The organism is Flavobacterium sp. I-STPP5a, assembly GCF_009764685.1.
In the GTDB taxonomy this organism is placed as follows: Bacteria; Bacteroidota; Bacteroidia; order Flavobacteriales; family Flavobacteriaceae; genus Flavobacterium.
The window spans coordinates 41,584-61,652 of the sequence record NZ_VHLM01000063.1 but is presented as its reverse complement, the minus strand read 5'-3'; the positions used below and the strand labels follow the sequence as shown (position 1 = coordinate 61,652).

The following is a 20,069-nucleotide window of genomic DNA, read 5'->3' as shown; positions in this document are numbered from 1 at the left end:
CTGTTGTACTAACATCTAAAAGCTCTTATAATTACAGCTAAATATACCAAAAAAGGAGTAGAAATACTAAGCTTTCTACTCCTTTTATTTATCAATTTATTCGAAAAAAGACTTTTTCAGTGCCCTCAAATTTTAAGCAGCTTTTTTTTCTTTTTACGAGAACTATTTAATGGCTACAGCCGTATAGTTTTCTTCAATTTTATTCCAGTTGATAATATTAAAAAAATTATCAACGTAGTTTTTTCTTCGGTATTGATAATCCATATAATAGGCATGTTCCCATAAATCAAGTGCAAGAATTGGTGTTCCTGGAACAATGGCATTTCGCATCAAAGGATTGTCTTGATTTGTAGTTGTTGTAACTTGTAATTTACCCGTTTTATCTACTATAAGCCAAACCCAACCTGATCCAAAATGTTTTGTAGCTTCATCTTTAAAAAGAGACATAAAATTACCATAGGACCCAAAATCAGTTATCATGGCACTAGCTAAAGTGTTTTTTGGTTCACCGCCAGCTTTTGGTCCCATACATTTCCAAAACAAACTGTGGTTGTAATATCCTCCAGCATTGTTACGTAGCCCTGCATCATTAGGATCTAGTTTTGCAAGCACTTCTTCGATAGTTAAGTTTTCAAGAGGAGTGCCTTTTATGGCACTGTTTAGATTGTTTGTGTAATTTAGATAATGTTTAGAGTAATGCAACTCCATTGTAGTAGCTGATATGCTCGGAGCTAGCGCATCATAAGCATACGGCAGTTTTTCTAATTGAAACGAACCTTCGTCAGCTTTTACATTAGCAGGTGAGCCCATAACTGTTTTTTGCTCTGTAGCAGTAGGCAAGGGGACTTCAACAACTTCTATTAATTTTTTTTCATTACAGGATACTATAAAAACTGTTGCACAAACTAATGGCAATACATAAAATGCTTTTTTCATGGGTAAATTATGATTTTAATAGGGAGTCAATGATTTCTATATAACATTCTTTGGCTTCGTCAGGGGATAAATGACTTATTTGCATCCAAGCGTTAGTTTTAAATGCATCTCTCAAGTGGAACGATGAATTTTGTCTTAAATCAACAGTGCCATACGTTGCTTGTTTGTAAAAAGCATATAAGCGCAATTGTACATCTTGTGGTAGGGATGCTTGCGTCATATCGGCTGCCTTAGCTACTGCTTCTAGGAATAAAGTATCTAAATCCTTTTTGGTCATTATGCCTTGGTTGCAATAATAGTTTTTCCTCCTATAGCTTTTTGGTTCAATTCCACATTAATAGGAGTTCCCAAAGGTAAAAATATATCAACTCTTGATCCAAATTTTATAAATCCAGCATCGGTACCTTGAGTTACTTGAGTTCCTTCTACTGCATAATTTACAATTCTACGTGCAAGTGCTCCAGCAATCTGACGGTACAAAACGCCACCAAAAGTACTATTTTCCACAACAATTGTTGTTCTTTCATTCTCTTCACTTGCCTTAGGGTGCCAAGCAACAAGAAATTTACCAGGATGGTATTTACTAAACTTAACAATTCCACTCAAGGCATATCGAGTAACGTGAACATTTATTGGCGACATGAAAATAGATACTTGAAGTCTTTTATCTTTAAAATATTCTCCCTCATACACCTCTTCTATAACCACAACTTTACCATCAACAGGTGCAATTATGTGATCCTCATTGATAATAACAGTTCTTTTAGGGTTTCTAAAAAATTGTAAAATAATGATCAATAGCAAAAGAGCTAGTATTTGAACAGCCATTTTGAGCCAGTTGGTCTCAATTAAATTGTCAGACAATAAAAGGACAACCGCAGTAAAAATGGTGCCTAGTAAAATAGATTGGGTTCCTTCTTTATGAAACATAATTTAAAATTTGATAGAATAAAAATATTAATGGTGCTACAAATATAACACTATCTAGTCGATCTAGTATACCTCCATGACCCGGCATGATGTTTCCGCTGTCTTTTACGTTTGCAATTCGCTTGAATTTAGATTCAATTAAATCTCCAATTGTTCCTGCAACCCCCACAATAACTGCTATTGAAGTCCAAATTAGTATGGAACGATCACTAAACTCAGATTTGGCTTTAATATAATATTTTGATATTAAATATCCTGCAAGAACCGCAAAGAGAAGGCCACCTAAAAAACCTTCAACTGTTTTCTTTGGAGATATTTTCTCTAGTAATTTTGTTTTTCCAATGGATTTTCCAACAATGTACGCAAAGGTATCGTTAGTCCAAATGAGTATAAATAGTCCAATGATAATTTTAGGATTGTAATCAATAACTCCAAAAGATATTTTGGTAATAAATACAAATGGTAAAATGATGTAACCTAAAAGATATAGATATTTTGATGAAGTATTAATTTTTTGAATAGAATCGTAAAATAAAAAAAGAATACATTTTAAAGTTACAACGAGTGCAATTACCAGTAAAACAATATTTAATTGCTGAATATTGATGTTTAAGTCCACATCTAAGTCAAAATTAGTTTTTAAAAAAGAAATGGTCTCTTTGTTGTAATGACTAATAATTGCTACCGAAGTGTACAAGGAAAAACCAAAAAGTATTGGGAATACTTTATGAATTTGTACAAGATTACAAAATTCATATATGGCAATGAGTAAAAATATACCAAAAAGAATAAAAAAAGTTTCAGTCGAATATAAGATAGAAGTAAGTAGTAAAATGATATAAACTACTCCAGATATTCCTCGTTTTAGAGTTTCATTCATCTTAAAGATCTTCTAAAAGCAATAAATATAGATTCTTTGCGGAACTTCCATACTGGGTGAAGTCCTCTTCTTTAGCTTTTTCGAAATACTTTATAGTTGAAATATTAGTTGGATAATCTCTTTCGTACTTTTTCTTTATGGCACTTAAACCATCACTTTTTGTCCCCATGATTTGGCTGGCTTTAGCCAAAATAATGATGTTGGTAGGAAGTTCGTTTGGTTTGTGTTGTTTGATTTGTTTCGATGAAAACAAAATAGAGCCTTCTTCGGCAATCAAACTTTCACAACTTGATAGCAAAAACTTAGGATTTTGAGGTTTGTCATAAGTAAGTTTATTGTCATCAAGTAACTTAAAAAGTTCGTAATCGTAACAAAGAACTTCACTTTCAAACCAATCGTTTTCTTCAAGTATGTTTTCAAACTGTTCGGTAACTTCTTCGCTGTTTTCACAGTATAAAAATTTACCTCCATTTTTTTTGAAATTAAAAATAAATTGTTCGTCTATAGATACAGTAGGCTCGGTATAGTATGTACTAAATTCACTTTCTTTTTGCTCTTCAGCAGCCGGATGACTTGAACCAAAAATTTTTCTAAAAAGACTCATATTTATTTTTGAAAACAATAATTAAAGGTTTAAAAACCGTTCAAAGATAAAAAAATCTTAATTCAAAAATAGTTTTTGAATTAAGATTTTAAAAATAATTGATATTATGTATTATTTAGGATACGACTTCCTCGAGATTTTTGTCAAAAGTTCTTTTGCCAAAAATAGCTTCAAGATCATCTTTAAATATTACTTCTTTCTCTATTAAGATGTTGGCAAGTTGATTTAGCTTGTCTTTATTGTCCTCTAGAATTTGAATGGCTCGTTGATATTGACTTTCTATTAGCAAAGAAATTTCTTGATCAATAACTTTAGCAGTCTCTTCAGAGTACGGTTTTGAGAAGTTATATTCACTTTGTCCTGTTGAATCATAATAAGTAACGTTACCTATTTTGTCATTCAAACCGTAAACGGTAACCATGGCACGAGCTTGTTTGGTTACTTTTTCTAAGTCACTCAATGCTCCAGTGGATATTCTATCAAAAGTTACTTTTTCAGCAGCTCTACCGCCCATTGTAGCACACATTTCATCCAGCATTTGATCAGGACGTACAATTAGTCTTTCCTCTGGTAAATACCATGCTGCACCTAAACTTTGACCTCTAGGTACTATAGTTACCTTAATAAGAGGAGCTGCGTGCTCTAGCATCCAGCTCACAGTTGCGTGACCCGCCTCGTGTATTGCTATTGCTTTTTTCTCTTCTGGAGTTACAATTTTATTTTTCTTTTCTAAACCACCTACAATTCTATCAACAGCATCTAAGAAATCTTGTTTATCCACTGCAGATTTGTTGTTTCTAGCAGCTATTAAAGCAGCTTCGTTACATACATTTGCAATGTCAGCACCTGAAAAACCTGGAGTTTGTTTTGCTAAAAAGTCGGTATCAAGACCTTCAATTTTTTTCAAAGGAGCTAAATGTACTTTAAATATTTCGGCTCTTTCACGAATGTCTGGTAAGTCTACAAAAATCTGTCTGTCAAAACGACCTGCACGCATTAAAGCTTTATCCAGTACGTCAGCTCTGTTTGTAGCAGCAAGTACAATAACATTAGAGTTGGTTCCAAAACCATCCATCTCTGTTAATAATTGGTTCAATGTATTTTCACGCTCGTCGTTACCGCCTGACATGTTGCTTTTACCTCTTGCTCTACCTACAGCATCGATTTCGTCAATAAAAATGATAGCAGGTGATTTTTCTTTAGCTTGTTTAAATAAGTCTCTTACACGTGACGCACCTACACCTACAAACATTTCAACAAAATCAGATCCTGATAGAGAGAAAAATGGTACTTGAGCTTCGCCGGCAACAGCTTTTGCTAATAATGTTTTTCCTGTTCCTGGAGGCCCTACTAGCAAGGCCCCTTTTGGTATTTTACCACCTAGATTGGTGTATTTTTCAGGGTTTTTAAGAAATTCTACAATTTCTTGTATTTCTTCTTTTGCACCTTCAAGACCCGCTACATCTTTAAATGTAGTTTTGATATCCGTTTTTTCATCAAAAAGTTTCGCTTTGGATTTTCCAATGTTGAAAATTTGTCCACCACCGCCAGCACCGCCACCAGACATTTTACGCATAATAAATATCCATACTGCGATAATTATGATGATAGGAAGTAAACTGATTAAAATATCAGACCAATTGTTTTTTGGTAAAAAACTAAAATCTTTTAATCTTCCCTCAGCAACTGCTTTTTCTAATTTGTTTTGAAAAATTTGATCGTTACCAATGTCAAATGTGTAGTGAGGACCCTTGTTTTCTCTGTCAAAAACATCTTTCGATACTTTTTTGTGAGCTAATTCTTTGATAGCTTTTGCATTCAAAAATACTTCTGCTTCTGTTTTGTTGTAAACAATAACTTTTTCAATTTGTCCTTTTTGTAAGTATTCGTTGAATTTTGAAGCAGTTAATTGTCCTGGCTCATTTAGTCCATTTCCTTGGAAAGTGATACTTATGAATAAAAGAATTAAAATTACTGCTGAGTAAACAAGCCAAGGGCTTATTTTAAACTTATTCGGGTTTGGATTATTTTCTTTAGCCATTACTACGGATATGTGTCTTTAGTATTTGTTTTCTATGGTTGTTATTTTAGCATCGCCCCATAAGCTTTCGATGTTGTAGTATTCACGAATGTGTTTTTGAAATACATGAACTACGATATTTACATAGTCCATCAAAACCCATTCCGCATTATCAGTCCCCTCTACATGCCAAGGTTTGTCTTTTAATTCTTTGGATACTGTCTTTTGAATTGAATTTACAATTGCATTAACTTGAGTGTTTGAATTTCCATTTGAGATTATAAAATAGTCACATACTGCAGTGTCAATTTCTCTTAAATCTAGGATGGTGATGTCATTTCCTTTTACTTCTTCTATTCCTTTAATGATATTTGCCAGAAGGATATCATTGTTTATAGTCTTTTTCGCCATGAATTATTTTTATATAAGTTTGTAAAGTTACCATTTTTTGTGATTATTTTTGAACCTTAACACAATATTAAATTCTGTTTCACAAAAAACTATATATGAAACTAATCAAACTCGATGCCATAGATTCAACAAACGACTTCCTGAAAGGACTTGCGAGCAAACAAGACTTAGAAAATTTTACTGTAGTTACTGCAGAAAGTCAATCAAAAGGAAAAGGGCAAATGGGCGCTGTTTGGACTTCTGAAAAAAGTAAGAATCTAATAATGAGTGTTTTGGTTAAAAACGTTCTTTGTAATATAGATTCTATTTTTAATTTGAATATCGCTATTTCGTTGGCTGTAATAGCTGTTTTAGAAAAGTATCAAATTCCTAAACTAAGTATTAAATGGCCTAACGACATAATGTCAGATAACAAAAAAATAGGTGGCATCTTGATTGAAAATAGTATAAAAAGTGATGGTTCTATATTTTCAATTGTAGGTTTAGGTTTGAATGTGAATCAAACTAACTTCGAAAATTTACCCAAAGCTTCCTCTCTTGCATGTGTGAGTGCTGCGTCATTTGACATTTCAATACTAGTTCAGGAAATTGTTAGTGAGATGAAAGAAAAAACAAATCATTGGCCAGTTTCTAATTCCTTACATACTAAATTGTATACTCAATATTTGTTTAAAAAAGAGATCCCCACGGCTTTTAGTTTGCCTAACGGAGTTGCTTTTATGGGAATTATACAAGGGGTGTCAAGTACAGGAAAACTTCAGGTTTTACTGGAGGATGATACTATTAAAGAATTTGATATTAAAGAAATTCAAATGCTGTATTGAAAAAAAAGTCTTTAAGCTATTGCTTAAAGACTTTTTTATAGTTGTTAGAATAAAAAATTATAGTTTATTCATATTTGTAGCCAATGTTTCAATGAATTTGCCTATTGGACCTTTAATCATCATGGCCATCATAGGGTTAAAATCACCTTCGAAATCAAGTTTTACACTACTACTTGCCTCTGATATAGGCTCAATATTTGCAACAAGTGTAAATGGAAGTTTGTCACTAGCAGCTCCAAGAACAACTTTGTTAGGTGCTATTTTCTCTTTCATTTTTAATTTAATTTCTGGCATTCCTTTTAGTTCAAAAATGAAAGCATCTTCGCCAATTATCTCAAATTTAGCAATGTTGTCTGGCATTAACTTTTCAAAATTCTTGACATCACTTAATAAATTAAACATTTCAAGATCAGATTTTTCTACTGTAACTTTTGGGCTTTCTAAGTTCATATTTTGGGTTGTTTATTTCTGGTTAAACATTTTTATTCCAGGTTGATGGAGATAGATTCCATTCTCTTAAAGTTTGTTCTTCTTCTTCGGTGATGTATCTTTTGGCTACAGCCAAATTTAAAAGATTTTGATAGTTACTTAAGGTGAACAAATCAACATTTGCATTTTTGAAATTTTCTTCGGCTACGTTAAAACCATAGGTAAATATAGCTGCCATTCCTTTTACATTGGCTCCAGCTTCTTTCAAGGCTTCAACAGCTTGTAGACTGCTGTTTCCAGTACTGATTAAGTCTTCTACCACTACAACATTTTGGCCTTTTTGTAAAAATCCCTCTACTTGATTTTGTCTGCCATGTTTTTTTGGTTCAGGTCTTACATATACAAAAGGTAAACCCATACTCTCTGCTACGAGCATTCCTATGCCTATTGCTCCTGTGGCAACTCCTGCAATTACATCAGGTTTTCCAAATTGTTTCTCAATATTTTTGGAAAATTCATCGCGAACGTAATTTCTAACGGCTGGAAATGAAAGGATTAGACGGTTGTCACAATAAATTGGGGATTGCCATCCAGAAGCCCATGTAAAAGGATTTCTTGGATTCAATTTAATTGCATTTATTTGCAATAGAAATTCGGCTGTTTTTTCGGCTGTATCTTTATTAAAAATCATACCACAAATGTATAAAGTTTTTGTTAACGACAAACCACTTTTTTTGACAAATCATATTTCAAAGGAAACAGATTTTCAATTGTTTCTTCTAGAGAGTATTGATATTGAGCAGCTTATAGTGAAAATTTTTCAAAATAAAATTAATAAAGCCTATTTATATCATCCTGATGAGACCTTGATTATGAAGACTTTGAAAGCCAAAATTCCTGTTTGTAAAGCTGGTGGCGGACTGGTATATAATAAAAAAGGAGAGGTTTTATTCATTTTTAGAAACGGAAAATGGGATTTACCTAAAGGAGGAATTGAAAAAGGGGAAGATATTGAGGATACCGCAATGCGCGAAGTAGAAGAGGAAACAGGCGTAAATGGGTTGTCAATTTCTCACAAATTACAAAAAACGTATCATGTCTTTAAAAGAAATGGCAAGTATAAGCTGAAAGTTACTCACTGGTTTGAAATGCAGTCTACTTTTGAAGGAACGCCTCAAGGACAATTAGAAGAAGGAATTGAAAAAGTAGCTTGGATGAATCCAGAACAAGTAAAAGAGGCATTGAAAAACTCTTATGAAAATATAAAATTATTGTTTGAAGAAGAGAAGCTACTGGAATAGTGCTGCATTTCGGAAACATATAAAGCTGATTAAGCAGTTTTATACTTATGTATTAAAGTTAAACACGAATTTCACGTATTTCCACTAAATAATTAGTTTAAATTCGTGAAATTCGTGTTTTATAAATAATTCAACTGGAGTTTTTTTTATTTTAAAACTCGATATACAGGATATTGTAAATGTGCTTTTTCATAGTAAACCGAATGTTTGTATATCCAATCAAGTTGCGCTTCGGGATTTTTTAAAAAGGTGTTGTCATTTTGTTTTTTTAACTCAAATTCGGCTTTTAATGCTGGATTTTCTTTAAAAATTTGTGTTGCGGTATCTTCAAAAACATAGTCAGAATAGCCCTCTTTTTGTTGGAGTAGTGTATCAAAGAAATTCCAGTTGAAAAAAGAGTCCACACCTTCGGGTTCTAATGTTTCAAGGATGTATTTAATACCTTTTTGTTGCGTAGGAATCAGATAATCACCTTTGGCGAAAGCCTTTTTCTCAATTGTAGCGTTTACAGTTGTATTTCGATGTAAATAATGTCCTTCGTAGGCTGAACTGCTAGTTTTAAAATCAGCTATTTTATAACTTTCTACTTCAATAATAGTATCGTTTTTAAGTTGAGAATAAGTTATGGTATTGCTTTTTAATAAATCAATTACAGGCCAAAAACCTTTTGGAATAATGTAAGCATCTGGGATTGTAATTTCTTTTACAGATTTGTATTCTCTATTATATGTAATGTTTTTTTGAAATGGTTTTTTTTGATCGTAATAGAGTCGATTTCCTGTTGTAACGTCACTTTTTTTATAGCTAGATTCAAAACCTCTAAAAAAGAATGATTCGGTTTTAGTGGTGTCAATTTCCCATTTTAAGCTGTATTTTTTCTTTGGAGCATATTGGTTTTCGTTTTTTAACCTCAGTTCTTTGATTGTTTTGTAATTTTCATCGGTGTAATCAATCGTTGATTTCATGTATTCATATGTAACTTTTACACGATCAGCATATTTTTTCAGCATGTGAGTCTCCACCACAAAGCCTATTGTATTGAATAGTGAAGTGTATCCAGTAGCATACCTTGGACTTTCAAAAAATTGTGCAAATCCCTTATCAGGAGTGTCTTGAAAAGCGTTTACATACGGTGTGGTTTCAATATTCTTTTTTTGTAAATCGCCTACAATTGACGGCATCATTTTAGCATTTAAAAAATCGCCTAAGACAGTTCCTAATTTATTGTGTTGAGTCATGATATAAGTGAGTTTATATTGGTAATCAGATCCATTACTAACATGGTTGTCAATAAAAACATCAGCATTTATTTTATGAAAAATGTCCACAAAACTTTTTGTATTTCGGGTGTCTGATTTGATGAAATCCCGATTCAAGTCAAAATTTCTTGCGTTTCCACGAAAACCGTACACTTCGGGTCCGTTTTGATTGGCTCTTGAGGTCGAATTTCTATTTAAAGCTCCTCCAATATTATAAACAGGTATACAAACGATTACCGAATTTTTGGGTTCTTTTATTTTGCCCAAAGCTAAATCTCTAAATAGTTGCATACTAGCATCAATTCCGTCTGGTTCGCCGGCATGAATACCGTTATTAATCAGGATTACGGCTTTGTTTTTTTGGATTTCTCCAAAATTAAATTGCTTTTCAGGATTAAAAACAACCATATGCAGCGGCTCTCCGCTGTCTGTTAACCCCATTTCTTGCATCTTGATGGTTGGGAAATCATTTGCTAATAATTTGTAATACGCAATAGTTTCTGGGTAGGATGCCGATTGATTTCCGTTGCCCTTCTCAAAAAAAGTATCGTATTTATTTTGATTTTGTCCCAAAGAACAAATGCTAAATAAAAGCAAACAATAGTGTAAGTATTTCATGGTTTTGTAAATATAAGAGCCTCAAATTTAGCTTTTTTTATAGAATCTTTAAAAGGAATATAGAATAATAGGAAGGATGCATGAAATTATGGAAATTTTGAGCGTCTAAATTCATTAGTCACAATTTAAAAGTACCTTTGCACAAACGAATAAAATGAATACGAAACACCACTCCAACAATATACTTTTGAATTTAGGTATAGAAAGCCTGAATGAAATGCAAGAAGTAGCACAAGATGCTATCCTGAATGACAATAATATTTTATTACTTTCGCCAACAGGTTCAGGGAAAACACTTGCTTTTTTACTACCAATATTTGAAATGCTACAGCCTGAAATACTTTCGGTGCAATGTTTAATTTTAGTTCCCTCACGTGAGTTGGGACTACAAATAGAACAAGTTTGGAAAAAAATGGGAACTGATTATAAAGTAAATGTATGCTACGGTGGGCACTCCATAGATACTGAAATTAAAAACTTAAGCAATCCACCAGCTGTTTTGATAGGAACTCCAGGTAGAATTGCAGACCATATTGACAGAGGAACTTTTAGAGTAGATAAAATTCAAACCTTAATTTTAGATGAATTTGATAAATCATTACAGCTCGGTTTTCATGAGCAAATGTCATTTATCATTGGGAAATTAACCAAATTGAATAAACGAGTGTTGGTTTCGGCTACTTCAGATATTGAAATACCTAAATATACACGTGTACTTAATCCTACTATTTTGGATTTTATTCCTGAGCATGTTGTTGAAACCAATCTTTCTATGCGAATGGTTGTTTCTAAAGACAAGGATAAAATGGGTAGTTTGTTTAACTTAATTTGTTCTTTGAAGTCACAGGCTGCAATTGTATTTTGTAATCATAGAGACGCTGCAGAACGCATTAGTGATACTTTGAATGCAAAAGGTATTTATGCTACGTATTACCACGGCGGCATGGATCAAGAGGAGCGGGAGCGAGCGCTTATACAATTTAGAAATGGCAGTATGACGTATTTAATAACCACTGATCTTGCTGCTCGTGGACTTGATATACCAGAGATGAAACACGTTATTCATTATCATTTACCATCAAAAGAAGATGAGTTTACGCATAGAAACGGACGTACTGCTAGGATGCAAAACTCAGGTACCGCTTACATTATTGTCAATGAAAGCGAGAAAAAATTAGATTATATTGATTACTCCATGACGGAATTAAAAGTGGAGAATACTGTTAGTTTACCAAAACCGCCTGAATTTCAAACTATATACATTAGTGGTGGGAAGAAAAATAAATTGAATAAAATAGATATCGTAGGCTTCTTTTCGCAGAAAGGAAAATTAGAAAAAGGGGATTTAGGTCTTATCGAAGTCAAAGATTTTATTTCATTTGCAGCAGTAAAATTCAACAAAGTAAAAGATTTATTGCACGCCATCAAGGATGAAAAAATGAAGGGTAAAAAATATAAAATTGAAGTTGCTCGGAAGGTGATCAAGAAAGAGGAGGAGTAGCCTCGAAGTTTCGGTATCAGTCTCATTGTCAGTTTTCAGTAAAAAAAATCGTTAAGAGTAAATTTTGTTTTACTGTTAACGATTTTTAGTTTAATGTATATTTTTTTCTGTTCTCTTTTTATTGCAAACTGATTGCTATAAACTATGTTTTCTTTACATACTGAGTGATAATAACAATGGTTTGACCATCAACTTTTCCTTCAATATATTCAGCGTTTTCATGATCAAGTCTAATGTTACGTACAGCAGTTCCTTGCTTGGCAACCATGCTAGAGCCTTTTACTTTTAAATCTTTGATTAAAACAACGGAGTCTCCTGTTTCTAGTATTACTCCATTACTATCGCGGTGTATGATTTTGTTTTCGTCTTCCTCTCCTTCGCCTGTAGCTTGGGCCCAAGCTAAAACTTCTTCATCAAGATACATTTGGTCTAATAATTCTTGAGGCCATCCTGCATTTCGCATACGACTTAACATTCTCCATGCAACAACTTGTACCGCAGTATGTTCACTCCACATGCTATCATTTAAACATCTCCAGTGATTTAAATCTAGTTTATCTGGATTTTCAATTTGGTCAATGCATGTAGTACAAGCCATAATACTTTCGTCAAGTCCGCCTTTTTTGGTAGGTAATACTTGATAAACTTTTAGATTCTCAGTTGAACCGCATAGTTCACATTTTGACCCGCTGCGTTTGCTTAATTCTCTTTCTATACTCATGTTTGATGGCTTTTATTTTTGGCGAATGTACGTCTTCACATTACTTTCGACAAATTTTAGTGTTGCATAATTTTAGCAGATAGTAACTATATTAAAACTTAGACTGACCACTTTTTACTGATCACTATTTCACTCTAACCGCATCAGGAACTAACATTTCATATTGCCCGCCGTTACGAATTACATCTCTTACTATACTGGAACTGATATACGACGTTTTTGCTGCGGTCAATAAAAACACCGTTTCTATTTTTGATAACCTACGATTGGTGTGCGCAATAGCTTTTTCAAATTCAAAATCAGCGGGATTGCGTAATCCACGCAGGATAAAATCAGCTTTTAATTTTTTACAAAGATCAGTGGTTAATCCTTCATAGGTAATTACTGAAACTTTAGTTTCGTCCTTAAAAGTCTCCTCAATAAATCTTTTTCTTTCTTCTAGAGAGAACATGTATTTTTTTTCGGCATTTACACCAATCGCAATAACTATTTCATCAAATAAGGGTAAGCTTCTTTTGATGATGTCTTCATGTCCTAAAGTGATTGGGTCAAATGAACCCGGGAATATGGCTTTTCTCATTTTACAAGTTATAATTAAATCAAAATGATTTTCTTTGGGTTGAACTAGGTTTTTCGGATTGTTTGAATAGCCTCAACCCATTCAGACTTTGTGCAAATACTGCATAGGGCATTACCTGGCTTATGACTTTCTGTGTTGCCGCAAAACGTACAGGAATACATACCTTCTATCGTGATTTTTTTACTTTTTAATTTGAATAAAAAAGGCAAAATTGGCAATCCTGGCTGGACTTCGTGGTCTTCGTAATAGAAAACACTAATCTCTCCACTTGTTTCCATAAATGCATTCTTAACCTGTCCTAAATGCTCTATTGATTTCAATCGAAGTTCCGAAAAGAATTCATCTTGTGCCAGGCTCTCTTTTTTGAAAGTAGCGATTGAGAATTTCCCTTCGCTGATGATACATTCGGTTTTTCCTTCTATAAACTCTTCAAAGCGTTTACTTTTTCCGGTGAGCCAAGTTACTAATCGGTACAAAAGGATAATAACCAGAAATACGGTTATGGGTGGAATGATACCAACTTCTTCATAAAACATAGGATCTCCCGCTGCTGATCCTAAGGCAATAATGATGACCGTTTCAAATACGGATAATTGTTTCACACCCCGTTTGCCAGCTACTTTTAATGTCAATAGCAAAACGGAAAACATTATGGTAGAACGGAAAATGACCTCTAAAAGAAAGGATTCTGGTAGATCATTGTATAATAATCGGTTCCATTCAAAGATTTCTGTCATAATGGAAAGTTAGTTATTTAAAGCCAATTCTATCGCATTAGTAAACAAATCTTCCAATGAAATGCCTGCAGCTTTGGCTTGTTGCGGAATTAAACTTTCGGTTGTAAGTCCAGGAATAGTATTCATTTCAAGCATGTGTGGTTCTTCATTTACAATTATAAATTCGCTTCTGGAGAAACCTTTCATTTTGAGTACTTCGTAAGCGCGTTTTGCTATATCACTTACTTTTTGTGTCATTTCATCTGAGATTCTTGCCGGTGTGATTTCTTGTGATTTACCTAAATATTTGGCTTCATAATCGAAAAAATCATTTTCTGAAACGATTTCGGTTATAGGTAAAACAGTCACTGTTCCTTTATAATTGATAACACCTACAGAAACCTCAGTTCCGTCAAGAAAACTTTCTATTATTATTTCGTTGTCTTCTTTGTAAGCAACTTCAATCGCGATAGGTAATTCTGCAGCAGTTTTTACTTTAGAAATTCCGAAGCTAGAACCCGCTTTATTAGGTTTTACAAAGCAAGGCAAGCCAACTTTATTTACAATTTCATCGGTATTGATGACATCGCCTTTGTTTAAATAGTAAGAAGTAGCGGTTTTTATACCATATGGTTTTAAAACCGACAGTAAATCGCGTTTATTGAAGGTTAATGCGGCTTGGTAATAATCGCAAGAAGTTTGCGGAATGTGTAATAGTTCAAAGTAGGCCTGCATTAATCCATCTTCGCCGGGTGTACCGTGAATGGCATTGAAAACACAATCGAAAGTAATCTTGTTACCTGCAACAGTTACTGAAAAATCATTCTTATCTATTGGGAATTCAGCATCATTTGCGTCAACGTAAACCCATTTTTCTTTAAAAATATGGATGCGAAAGCCATTGTATTTTGTCTTGTCAAGGTATTGATAGACAACGTTTCCGCTGATGAGTGATATTTTATATTCGCTTGAATACCCGCCCATGATGATGGCAATATTTTTCATTTTATTCAGTTTTAAGTGATGTGTTTTTTGTTTAAAAAAGGTAAGACAGCTTATGATTTGTTTTAGCCCCGATAGCAGCGGTATCCTTTGTTTTTTTTTCTTTAAAAAAGCAAAGATACAAGCGGATAGCGGGAATAAGCTCCAAAAAAATAGCGCGTATAATTCCTAAAAACGATTAAACAAAATTATCATTTTTTTTGAAACGAAATAGCTTTATCTTTGCCACAATTAAAAATTATTTTATGAATTTACGTAAGTATCTTACCAGTCGTGTTTTTGTTGTTCAAGTAATTTTAGCACTTGGGATTCTTGTTGCTTTAGTGTATTTATTCATGCATTGGCTTACATTTACCACAGATCACGGTAATGAAATTTCGGTTCCAGATTTAAGAAAATTAACAGAGGAGCAGGTAGAAGAAAAACTCGACGAGCTTGATTTAGACTATGAACTATTAGATAGTGTAGATTATAGAAGTGATTTTCCTCAGTTTAGTGTTGTAGAGCAAGATCCTGCACCAGGTACTAAAGTAAAAGTAGGTAGAAAAATTTATATAAAAATTAATACCTCAGGATATTCATCTGTGCGAATTCCTGATTTAGTTAATAAAACGTACCGTGAAGCTGTTCCTACCTTAAAAGCGCTAGGACTTGATGAAGGTTCTATTACATATGTACCAAACTTAGGAAAAGATATGGTGCTTGAGATGCGATACAAAGGAAGAAATTTGAAAGCAGGTGATAGAGTGCTTAAATCGTCCAAAATTGACTTGGTCTTGGGAGATGGAAAAATGAGTTTTGAAGAAGAAGAAAGCGCTGCAGATACCCTTGCGGCACCAATAGAAGAAATACCAGTTGATGAACAATAATATAGATACAATAGATTTAGAAGACAAATTATTTGAACATTTTAGGTTTGAAGTTCCTAAAGGGCAAGCCTCTTTAAGGATTGACAAATACTTGATGGGTTTAATACAAAATGCAACCCGCAATAAAATTCAAACTGCAGCCAGTGAAGGTAATATTTTTGTAAATGATGCCACGGTTAAATCAAATTACAAAGTTAAGGCACATGATATAGTGCGAGTTATGCTTTCGCATCCTCCGTATGAAAATCATATTATTCCAGAGGATATTGCGCTTGATATTGTTTATGAAGATGATACTTTATTGTTGATCAATAAATTACCTGGAATGGTTGTGCATCCTGGTCATGGGAATTATACTGGAACCTTAGTTCATGCGTTAGCCCATCATTTTGATAATTTGCCTATGAATAGTAGTGAACGTCCTGGACTTGTTCACCGAATTGATAAAGACACATCAGGCTTGTTAGTCATTGCAAAGACCGAAGCTGCCATGACGCATCTTGCCAAGCAATTCGAAGCGAAAACATCTGAAAGAGAATATGTTGCTCTTGTTTGGGGTAATGTGGCTGATGATAGTGGCACGATAGAAGGAAATTTAGCGAGACATTTGAAAGATCGTATGCAAATGGCCGTTTTTGCTGATCCTGAAATTGGGAAACCAGCTGTAACGCATTATAAAGTATTAGAACGTTTTGGATACGTTACTTTAATAGCTTGTCAGCTAGAGACTGGACGTACACATCAAATTCGGGCCCATATGAAACATATTGGGCATCCTTTATTTAATGATGAGCGTTATGGAGGTCACTTGATCTTGAAAGGAACTACATTTACAAAATACAAACAGTTTATAGACAACTGTTTTAAAGCGTTACCAAGGCAAGCACTTCACGCAAAAACACTAGGATTTATTCATCCTACAACTGGTGAAATGATGCGTTTTGATACAGAGTTGCCTCAAGATTTTCAAGATTGTATTGAAAAATGGCGTGGTTACTCTAAATCACACATGACAGACGAAGAGAACTAATAAAAAAAACTCCAATTTCTAATTTAGAAATTGGAGTTTTTTTTGTGCTATAAGCTTTTAATATTATTCTTTACGTTCTAGAAGCGCCATGTAAAAGCCATCAAAACCTGACTCTGATGCTAGGATTTTATGATCTTTAACGAAAGTAAATTGTTTTCCAATTTCGGTAGTTAAAAAACGTTTCACTTGATCTTGGTTTTCAGATGGTAAAATAGAGCAAGTTGCATAAACTAATTTCCCTCCTGGTTTTACAATTTTAGAATAACTTTCTAAAACTTCAGATTGTACTTTACGAATGTTATCAATGAACTCGGGTTTCAATTTCCATTTAGCATCAGGATTTCTTTTTAAAACCCCTAAACCGCTACATGGAGCATCAATTAAAACTCTATCAGCTCTCTCGTGTAATTTTTTTATAACTTTAGTAGAGTCGATAATGCGGTACTCAATATTAAAAGCACCATCTCTTTTGGCTCTAATTTTTAATTGCTTTAATTTACTTTCATATAAATCCATTGCAATTAATTGTCCTTTATTTTCCATCAAAGAGGCGATGTGAAGTGTTTTTCCGCCTGCACCTGCACACGTATCAACTACTCTCATTCCTGGTTTTACATCTAAAAATGCTGCAACTAGTTGAGAATTTGCATCTTGTACCTCAAAGAATCCTTGTTTAAAAGCATCTGTCAAAAATACATTGGCTCTTTCTTTTAAAACAAGTGCATCTGGTTGATCTTTGAGCGTATCTGTTTCAATGTTTAAATCCATTAAAATAGCACGCAAAGCTTCACGGGTTGTTTTTAAGGTGTTTACTCTAAGGATTACTTTTGCAGGTTGGTTTTGAGCTGTGATTTCTTTAGACCAAACTTTTTCTCCAAGTTCGCTTACGCCAAGCTCATCCATCCAATCAGGTATAGATTCTTTCAGAGCTCTTACTTTTGACAGTTCATCAAAACGACCTTTTATTTTTCGTTCAGGAGTGCCTTCAAGCTGGCGCCAATCAGGGATTGGGTAGCCTCTTAAAACGGCCCATACAGAGAACATTCTCCATAAATTATCTCTATCGTACGGCTCTTTAACCTCCGCAATTTCAGAGTATAATCGTTTCCAACGCACAATTTCATAAATGGTTTCGGCTACAAACTTCCTGTCTGAACTTCCCCAACGTTTGTCTTTTTTTAAGGATCGTGCTACTACTTTATCGGCGTATTCGCCTTCATTAAAAATAGCGTTTAAAGCATCTATTGTTGTGTAAACTAAATTTCTGTGTAATCTCATTTTAAATAATTGAGGTGCAAAGGTACTATTAATTGATTTGAATGTTAAATTTTAGTACTGAATGTTGTTTAAAAAATTTTCATAAAAAAAGCATTGTATTGCTACAATGCTTTTTTTAAAGGATTCTTAATTTATTTTACTCGCGTGAGCCCTATGTTTTCTGGTGCATGAAGTACCATTGGGAATTTTTCAATTTTTACAGAACTACTGTCTAAACCAAAAGCGCGCTCCTCAGAAAGGCTTAGTTTTTTAATAAAAAAGTATGAGTTCATGATTAATTTTTCATGCCATCTTAAATCACTATCGTTTGAAAGGAATTTTTCGGATAATACGAATTTAAAATCTCCAATGATGTTGTTTTTGTTTAGAGATTCGTACCTACTTGTGATATCTACTTCACCTTTTTTCACCATGTCACGAATTACTTCACGGAACATGAGATTGATTTTAGTAGGTTCTCTAAAACCGAGATTAAAGTCAACACGGTATAAATCGTCTTTTACAATTTCGGTAACTTTGTATTCGGTTTTGTAAGGTTCTGTAAGAATGTTGACATGTACAAACCAATATATGTCAGCTCTTTTGGGTCTTTTTTGTAAGATAGAATACATTACTTTTTCCTCAATTTCATCAACTCTTCCAGCGTTAGTCATGTAGACTAAATGTGTTGCATATTTTGGGATTGATAAATCGGCACTTAATTCAACAAGTACTTTCTTGTAGTCTTCAATTTTAACCAATTTGGTGTAACTTTTATTAATTTTCTTAGCCAAATACCAAATTGTCATTACTGATATTAATGCTATAGCGATAAAAAGTGTTACGTAACCACCTTCGGCAAATTTGGTGATATTTGCAGCTAAAAAACTGAATTCGATTACTAAATAAATCGTGATTAAGGGAACTATAAAATATAATTTTACCCTTTTCATAATCAAATAGTAATTCAATAGAATGGTGGTCATGATCATACATAGAATAATAGCTAGTCCGTAAGCATGCTCCATGTTGCTAGACTCTTCAAAATGTAATACAATACCAACGCATCCTATAAATAACAACCAGTTGATTGACGGAATGTACAATTGTCCTTTTAATTCTGTAGGATATTTGATTTTAACTTTTGGCCAAAAGTTAAGCCTCATAGCTTCGTTTATTAAGGTAAAAGAACCACTAATCAAAGCTTGAGAGGCAATAACAGCAGCAAGTGTAGCTATTACAATCCCTATAGGTTGAAACCAATCTGGCATGATTAAGTAAAACGGATTCCCATTCTTTCCACCAATACTTTGTAATGTTTCACCTTCATGTTTTAAAAGGTATGCGGCTTGTCCAAAATAGTTTAGTACCAATGCTAGTTTTACAAATACCCAACTAATTCGGATATTTTTACGCCCGCAATGTCCCATATCAGAGTACAATGCCTCAGCACCAGTTGTACACAAGAAAACAAAACCAAGTACAAAAAATCCTTCAGGATGGATAGATAATAAGTGGTAAGCATAGTATGGGTTGACTGCTTTTAAAACTTCGGTATTTTGAGTAATCTGCGAGACACCAAGGATCGCTAGCATTGCAAACCAAATGAGCATCATGGGAGCAAAGAATTTACCGACTAATTTTGTCCCAAATTGTTGAATCATAAACAATATGAAAAGTATTGTTATTACAATTGGAATGGTATTAATTTCAGGATAATACGTTCTTATACCCTCAACGGCAGAGGAAACCGATATGGGTGGTGTAATGATACCATCGGCAAGTAAAGCGCTTCCTCCTATAATTGCGGGTACAATAAGCCATTGAATTTTAGTTTTCTTGACTAGTGCGTATAGTGCAAATATTCCGCCTTCACCGTGATTGTCTGCACTAAGTGTGATAATCACATATTTAATGGTTGTTTGTAGTGTTAGAGTCCAAAAAACACAGGAGATACCTCCTAATACAATATCTGACACTATTAAATGAGTGCCAAGGATGGCTTTCATCACGTACAAAGGCGAGGTACCTATATCTCCGTAAATGATTCCTAATGAAATTAATAACCCGCCTAATGTCCATTTAGTATGGAGGTCTTTGTGTGAAGCGTTCATGAAATTTTTTTTAAAAACGTTTCAAATTTACACTTTTAAAATATATTAGAAGCTTTTTGTATAAAAA

Annotated in this window: 21 protein-coding genes; 5 read left to right on the top strand and 16 right to left on the bottom strand. The window is 33.6% G+C overall.

Translation table 11 applies throughout. The annotated features are described in order from the left end of the window. Window positions 1-162 precede the first annotated feature (162 nt). The 7 genes from FJV36_RS12785 to rsfS all read right to left on the bottom strand — a co-directional run bounded on the left by FJV36_RS12785 (window position 163) and on the right by rsfS (window position 5,781). Window positions 163-936 (bottom strand): superoxide dismutase, encoded by a 774-nt coding sequence (locus tag FJV36_RS12785; RefSeq protein WP_158729478.1) that lies wholly within the window; start codon window positions 934-936, stop codon window positions 163-165. Window positions 937-943: 7 nt separating this feature from the next. After that, window positions 944-1,213, bottom strand: a complete 270-nt coding sequence (locus FJV36_RS12780) for an acyl-CoA-binding protein (protein ID WP_158729477.1) — start codon at window positions 1,211-1,213, stop codon at window positions 944-946. Continuing rightward, complete coding sequence (locus FJV36_RS12775; RefSeq protein WP_158729476.1) at window positions 1,213-1,866, bottom strand: phosphatidylserine decarboxylase family protein; 654 nt, start codon at window positions 1,864-1,866, stop codon at window positions 1,213-1,215. Before FJV36_RS12775 ends, FJV36_RS12780 begins: the two co-directional genes overlap by 1 nt. After that, on the bottom strand, window positions 1,856-2,746 hold the full coding sequence (locus FJV36_RS12770; protein ID WP_158729475.1) for a phosphatidate cytidylyltransferase: 891 nt from the start codon (window positions 2,744-2,746) through the stop codon (window positions 1,856-1,858). Before FJV36_RS12770 ends, FJV36_RS12775 begins: the two co-directional genes overlap by 11 nt. Window position 2,747: 1 nt before the next feature. Then, window positions 2,748-3,350 carry an LUD domain-containing protein gene (locus FJV36_RS12765; protein WP_158729474.1) on the bottom strand — a complete coding sequence of 201 codons (603 nt, stop codon included), beginning with the start codon at window positions 3,348-3,350 and terminating at the stop codon, window positions 2,748-2,750. 115 nt (window positions 3,351-3,465) lie between these two features. Further along, window positions 3,466-5,391 carry an ATP-dependent zinc metalloprotease FtsH gene (gene ftsH, locus FJV36_RS12760; protein ID WP_158729473.1) on the bottom strand — a complete coding sequence of 642 codons (1,926 nt, stop codon included), beginning with the start codon at window positions 5,389-5,391 and terminating at the stop codon, window positions 3,466-3,468. Window positions 5,392-5,409: 18 nt separating this feature from the next. Then, window positions 5,410-5,781 (bottom strand): ribosome silencing factor, encoded by a 372-nt coding sequence (gene rsfS, locus FJV36_RS12755; protein WP_158729472.1) that lies wholly within the window; start codon window positions 5,779-5,781, stop codon window positions 5,410-5,412. 95 nt (window positions 5,782-5,876) lie between these two features. Between rsfS and FJV36_RS12750 the strand changes: the two genes are divergently transcribed. Beyond that, a complete protein-coding gene (locus FJV36_RS12750; protein WP_158729471.1) occupies window positions 5,877-6,605 on the top strand; it encodes a biotin--[acetyl-CoA-carboxylase] ligase in 729 nt (242 codons plus the stop codon). A gap of 57 nt (window positions 6,606-6,662) precedes the next feature. Here the strand turns inward: FJV36_RS12750 and FJV36_RS12745 are convergent, their stop codons facing one another. Further along, a complete protein-coding gene (locus FJV36_RS12745) occupies window positions 6,663-7,055 on the bottom strand; it encodes an SRPBCC family protein (protein WP_158729470.1) in 393 nt (130 codons plus the stop codon). Between the two features lie 22 nt (window positions 7,056-7,077). Beyond that, entirely contained in the window at window positions 7,078-7,725 is a 648-nt protein-coding gene (pyrE, locus tag FJV36_RS12740) for an orotate phosphoribosyltransferase (RefSeq protein WP_158729469.1), read from the bottom strand. A 7-nt stretch (window positions 7,726-7,732) separates the two neighbouring features. On the opposite strand from pyrE, the gene FJV36_RS12735 reads away from it, so the two are divergent. Further along, the gene (locus FJV36_RS12735; protein ID WP_158729468.1) at window positions 7,733-8,335 is read left to right on the top strand and encodes an NUDIX hydrolase; all 603 of its coding nucleotides are present in this window, start codon (window positions 7,733-7,735) and stop codon (window positions 8,333-8,335) included. Between the two features lie 146 nt (window positions 8,336-8,481). Here the strand turns inward: FJV36_RS12735 and FJV36_RS12730 are convergent, their stop codons facing one another. Then, window positions 8,482-10,212 carry a M14 family metallopeptidase gene (locus FJV36_RS12730; protein WP_158729467.1) on the bottom strand — a complete coding sequence of 577 codons (1,731 nt, stop codon included), beginning with the start codon at window positions 10,210-10,212 and terminating at the stop codon, window positions 8,482-8,484. Between the two features lie 154 nt (window positions 10,213-10,366). On the opposite strand from FJV36_RS12730, the gene FJV36_RS12725 reads away from it, so the two are divergent. Further along, window positions 10,367-11,713 carry a DEAD/DEAH box helicase gene (locus FJV36_RS12725; RefSeq protein WP_086453760.1) on the top strand — a complete coding sequence of 449 codons (1,347 nt, stop codon included), beginning with the start codon at window positions 10,367-10,369 and terminating at the stop codon, window positions 11,711-11,713. 142 nt (window positions 11,714-11,855) lie between these two features. Here FJV36_RS12725 and FJV36_RS12720 read toward each other — a convergent pair whose 3' ends face one another. The 4 genes from FJV36_RS12720 to FJV36_RS12705 form a co-directional block, all read right to left on the bottom strand. After that, window positions 11,856-12,434: an alkylphosphonate utilization protein gene (locus tag FJV36_RS12720; RefSeq protein WP_158729466.1), complete on the bottom strand. Its 579-nt coding sequence runs from the start codon at window positions 12,432-12,434 to the stop codon at window positions 11,856-11,858. 124 nt (window positions 12,435-12,558) lie between these two features. Next, window positions 12,559-13,014, bottom strand: a complete 456-nt coding sequence (gene coaD, locus FJV36_RS12715) for a pantetheine-phosphate adenylyltransferase (protein WP_086453757.1) — start codon at window positions 13,012-13,014, stop codon at window positions 12,559-12,561. A gap of 44 nt (window positions 13,015-13,058) precedes the next feature. Continuing rightward, complete coding sequence (locus FJV36_RS12710; protein ID WP_158729465.1) at window positions 13,059-13,751, bottom strand: DUF421 domain-containing protein; 693 nt, start codon at window positions 13,749-13,751, stop codon at window positions 13,059-13,061. A 9-nt stretch (window positions 13,752-13,760) separates the two neighbouring features. Beyond that, window positions 13,761-14,735, bottom strand: a complete 975-nt coding sequence (locus FJV36_RS12705; protein ID WP_158729464.1) for a D-alanine--D-alanine ligase — start codon at window positions 14,733-14,735, stop codon at window positions 13,761-13,763. A 242-nt stretch (window positions 14,736-14,977) separates the two neighbouring features. Here FJV36_RS12705 and FJV36_RS12700 point away from each other — a divergent pair, with 242 nt between their 5' ends. Then, window positions 14,978-15,601, top strand: coding sequence for a PASTA domain-containing protein (locus FJV36_RS12700; RefSeq protein ID WP_158729463.1), 624 nt, complete (start codon window positions 14,978-14,980; stop codon window positions 15,599-15,601). After that, window positions 15,591-16,631 (top strand): RluA family pseudouridine synthase, encoded by a 1,041-nt coding sequence (locus FJV36_RS12695; RefSeq protein ID WP_158729462.1) that lies wholly within the window; start codon window positions 15,591-15,593, stop codon window positions 16,629-16,631. The genes FJV36_RS12700 and FJV36_RS12695 overlap by 11 nt, the downstream gene beginning before the upstream one ends. 63 nt (window positions 16,632-16,694) lie before the next feature. On the opposite strand, the gene FJV36_RS12690 is transcribed toward FJV36_RS12695, so the two are convergent. Then, entirely contained in the window at window positions 16,695-17,909 is a 1,215-nt protein-coding gene (locus FJV36_RS12690) for an RsmB/NOP family class I SAM-dependent RNA methyltransferase (protein WP_158729461.1), read from the bottom strand. 131 nt (window positions 17,910-18,040) lie between these two features. Next, window positions 18,041-20,002: a KUP/HAK/KT family potassium transporter gene (locus FJV36_RS12685; RefSeq protein WP_158729460.1), complete on the bottom strand. Its 1,962-nt coding sequence runs from the start codon at window positions 20,000-20,002 to the stop codon at window positions 18,041-18,043. Window positions 20,003-20,069 lie beyond the last annotated feature (67 nt).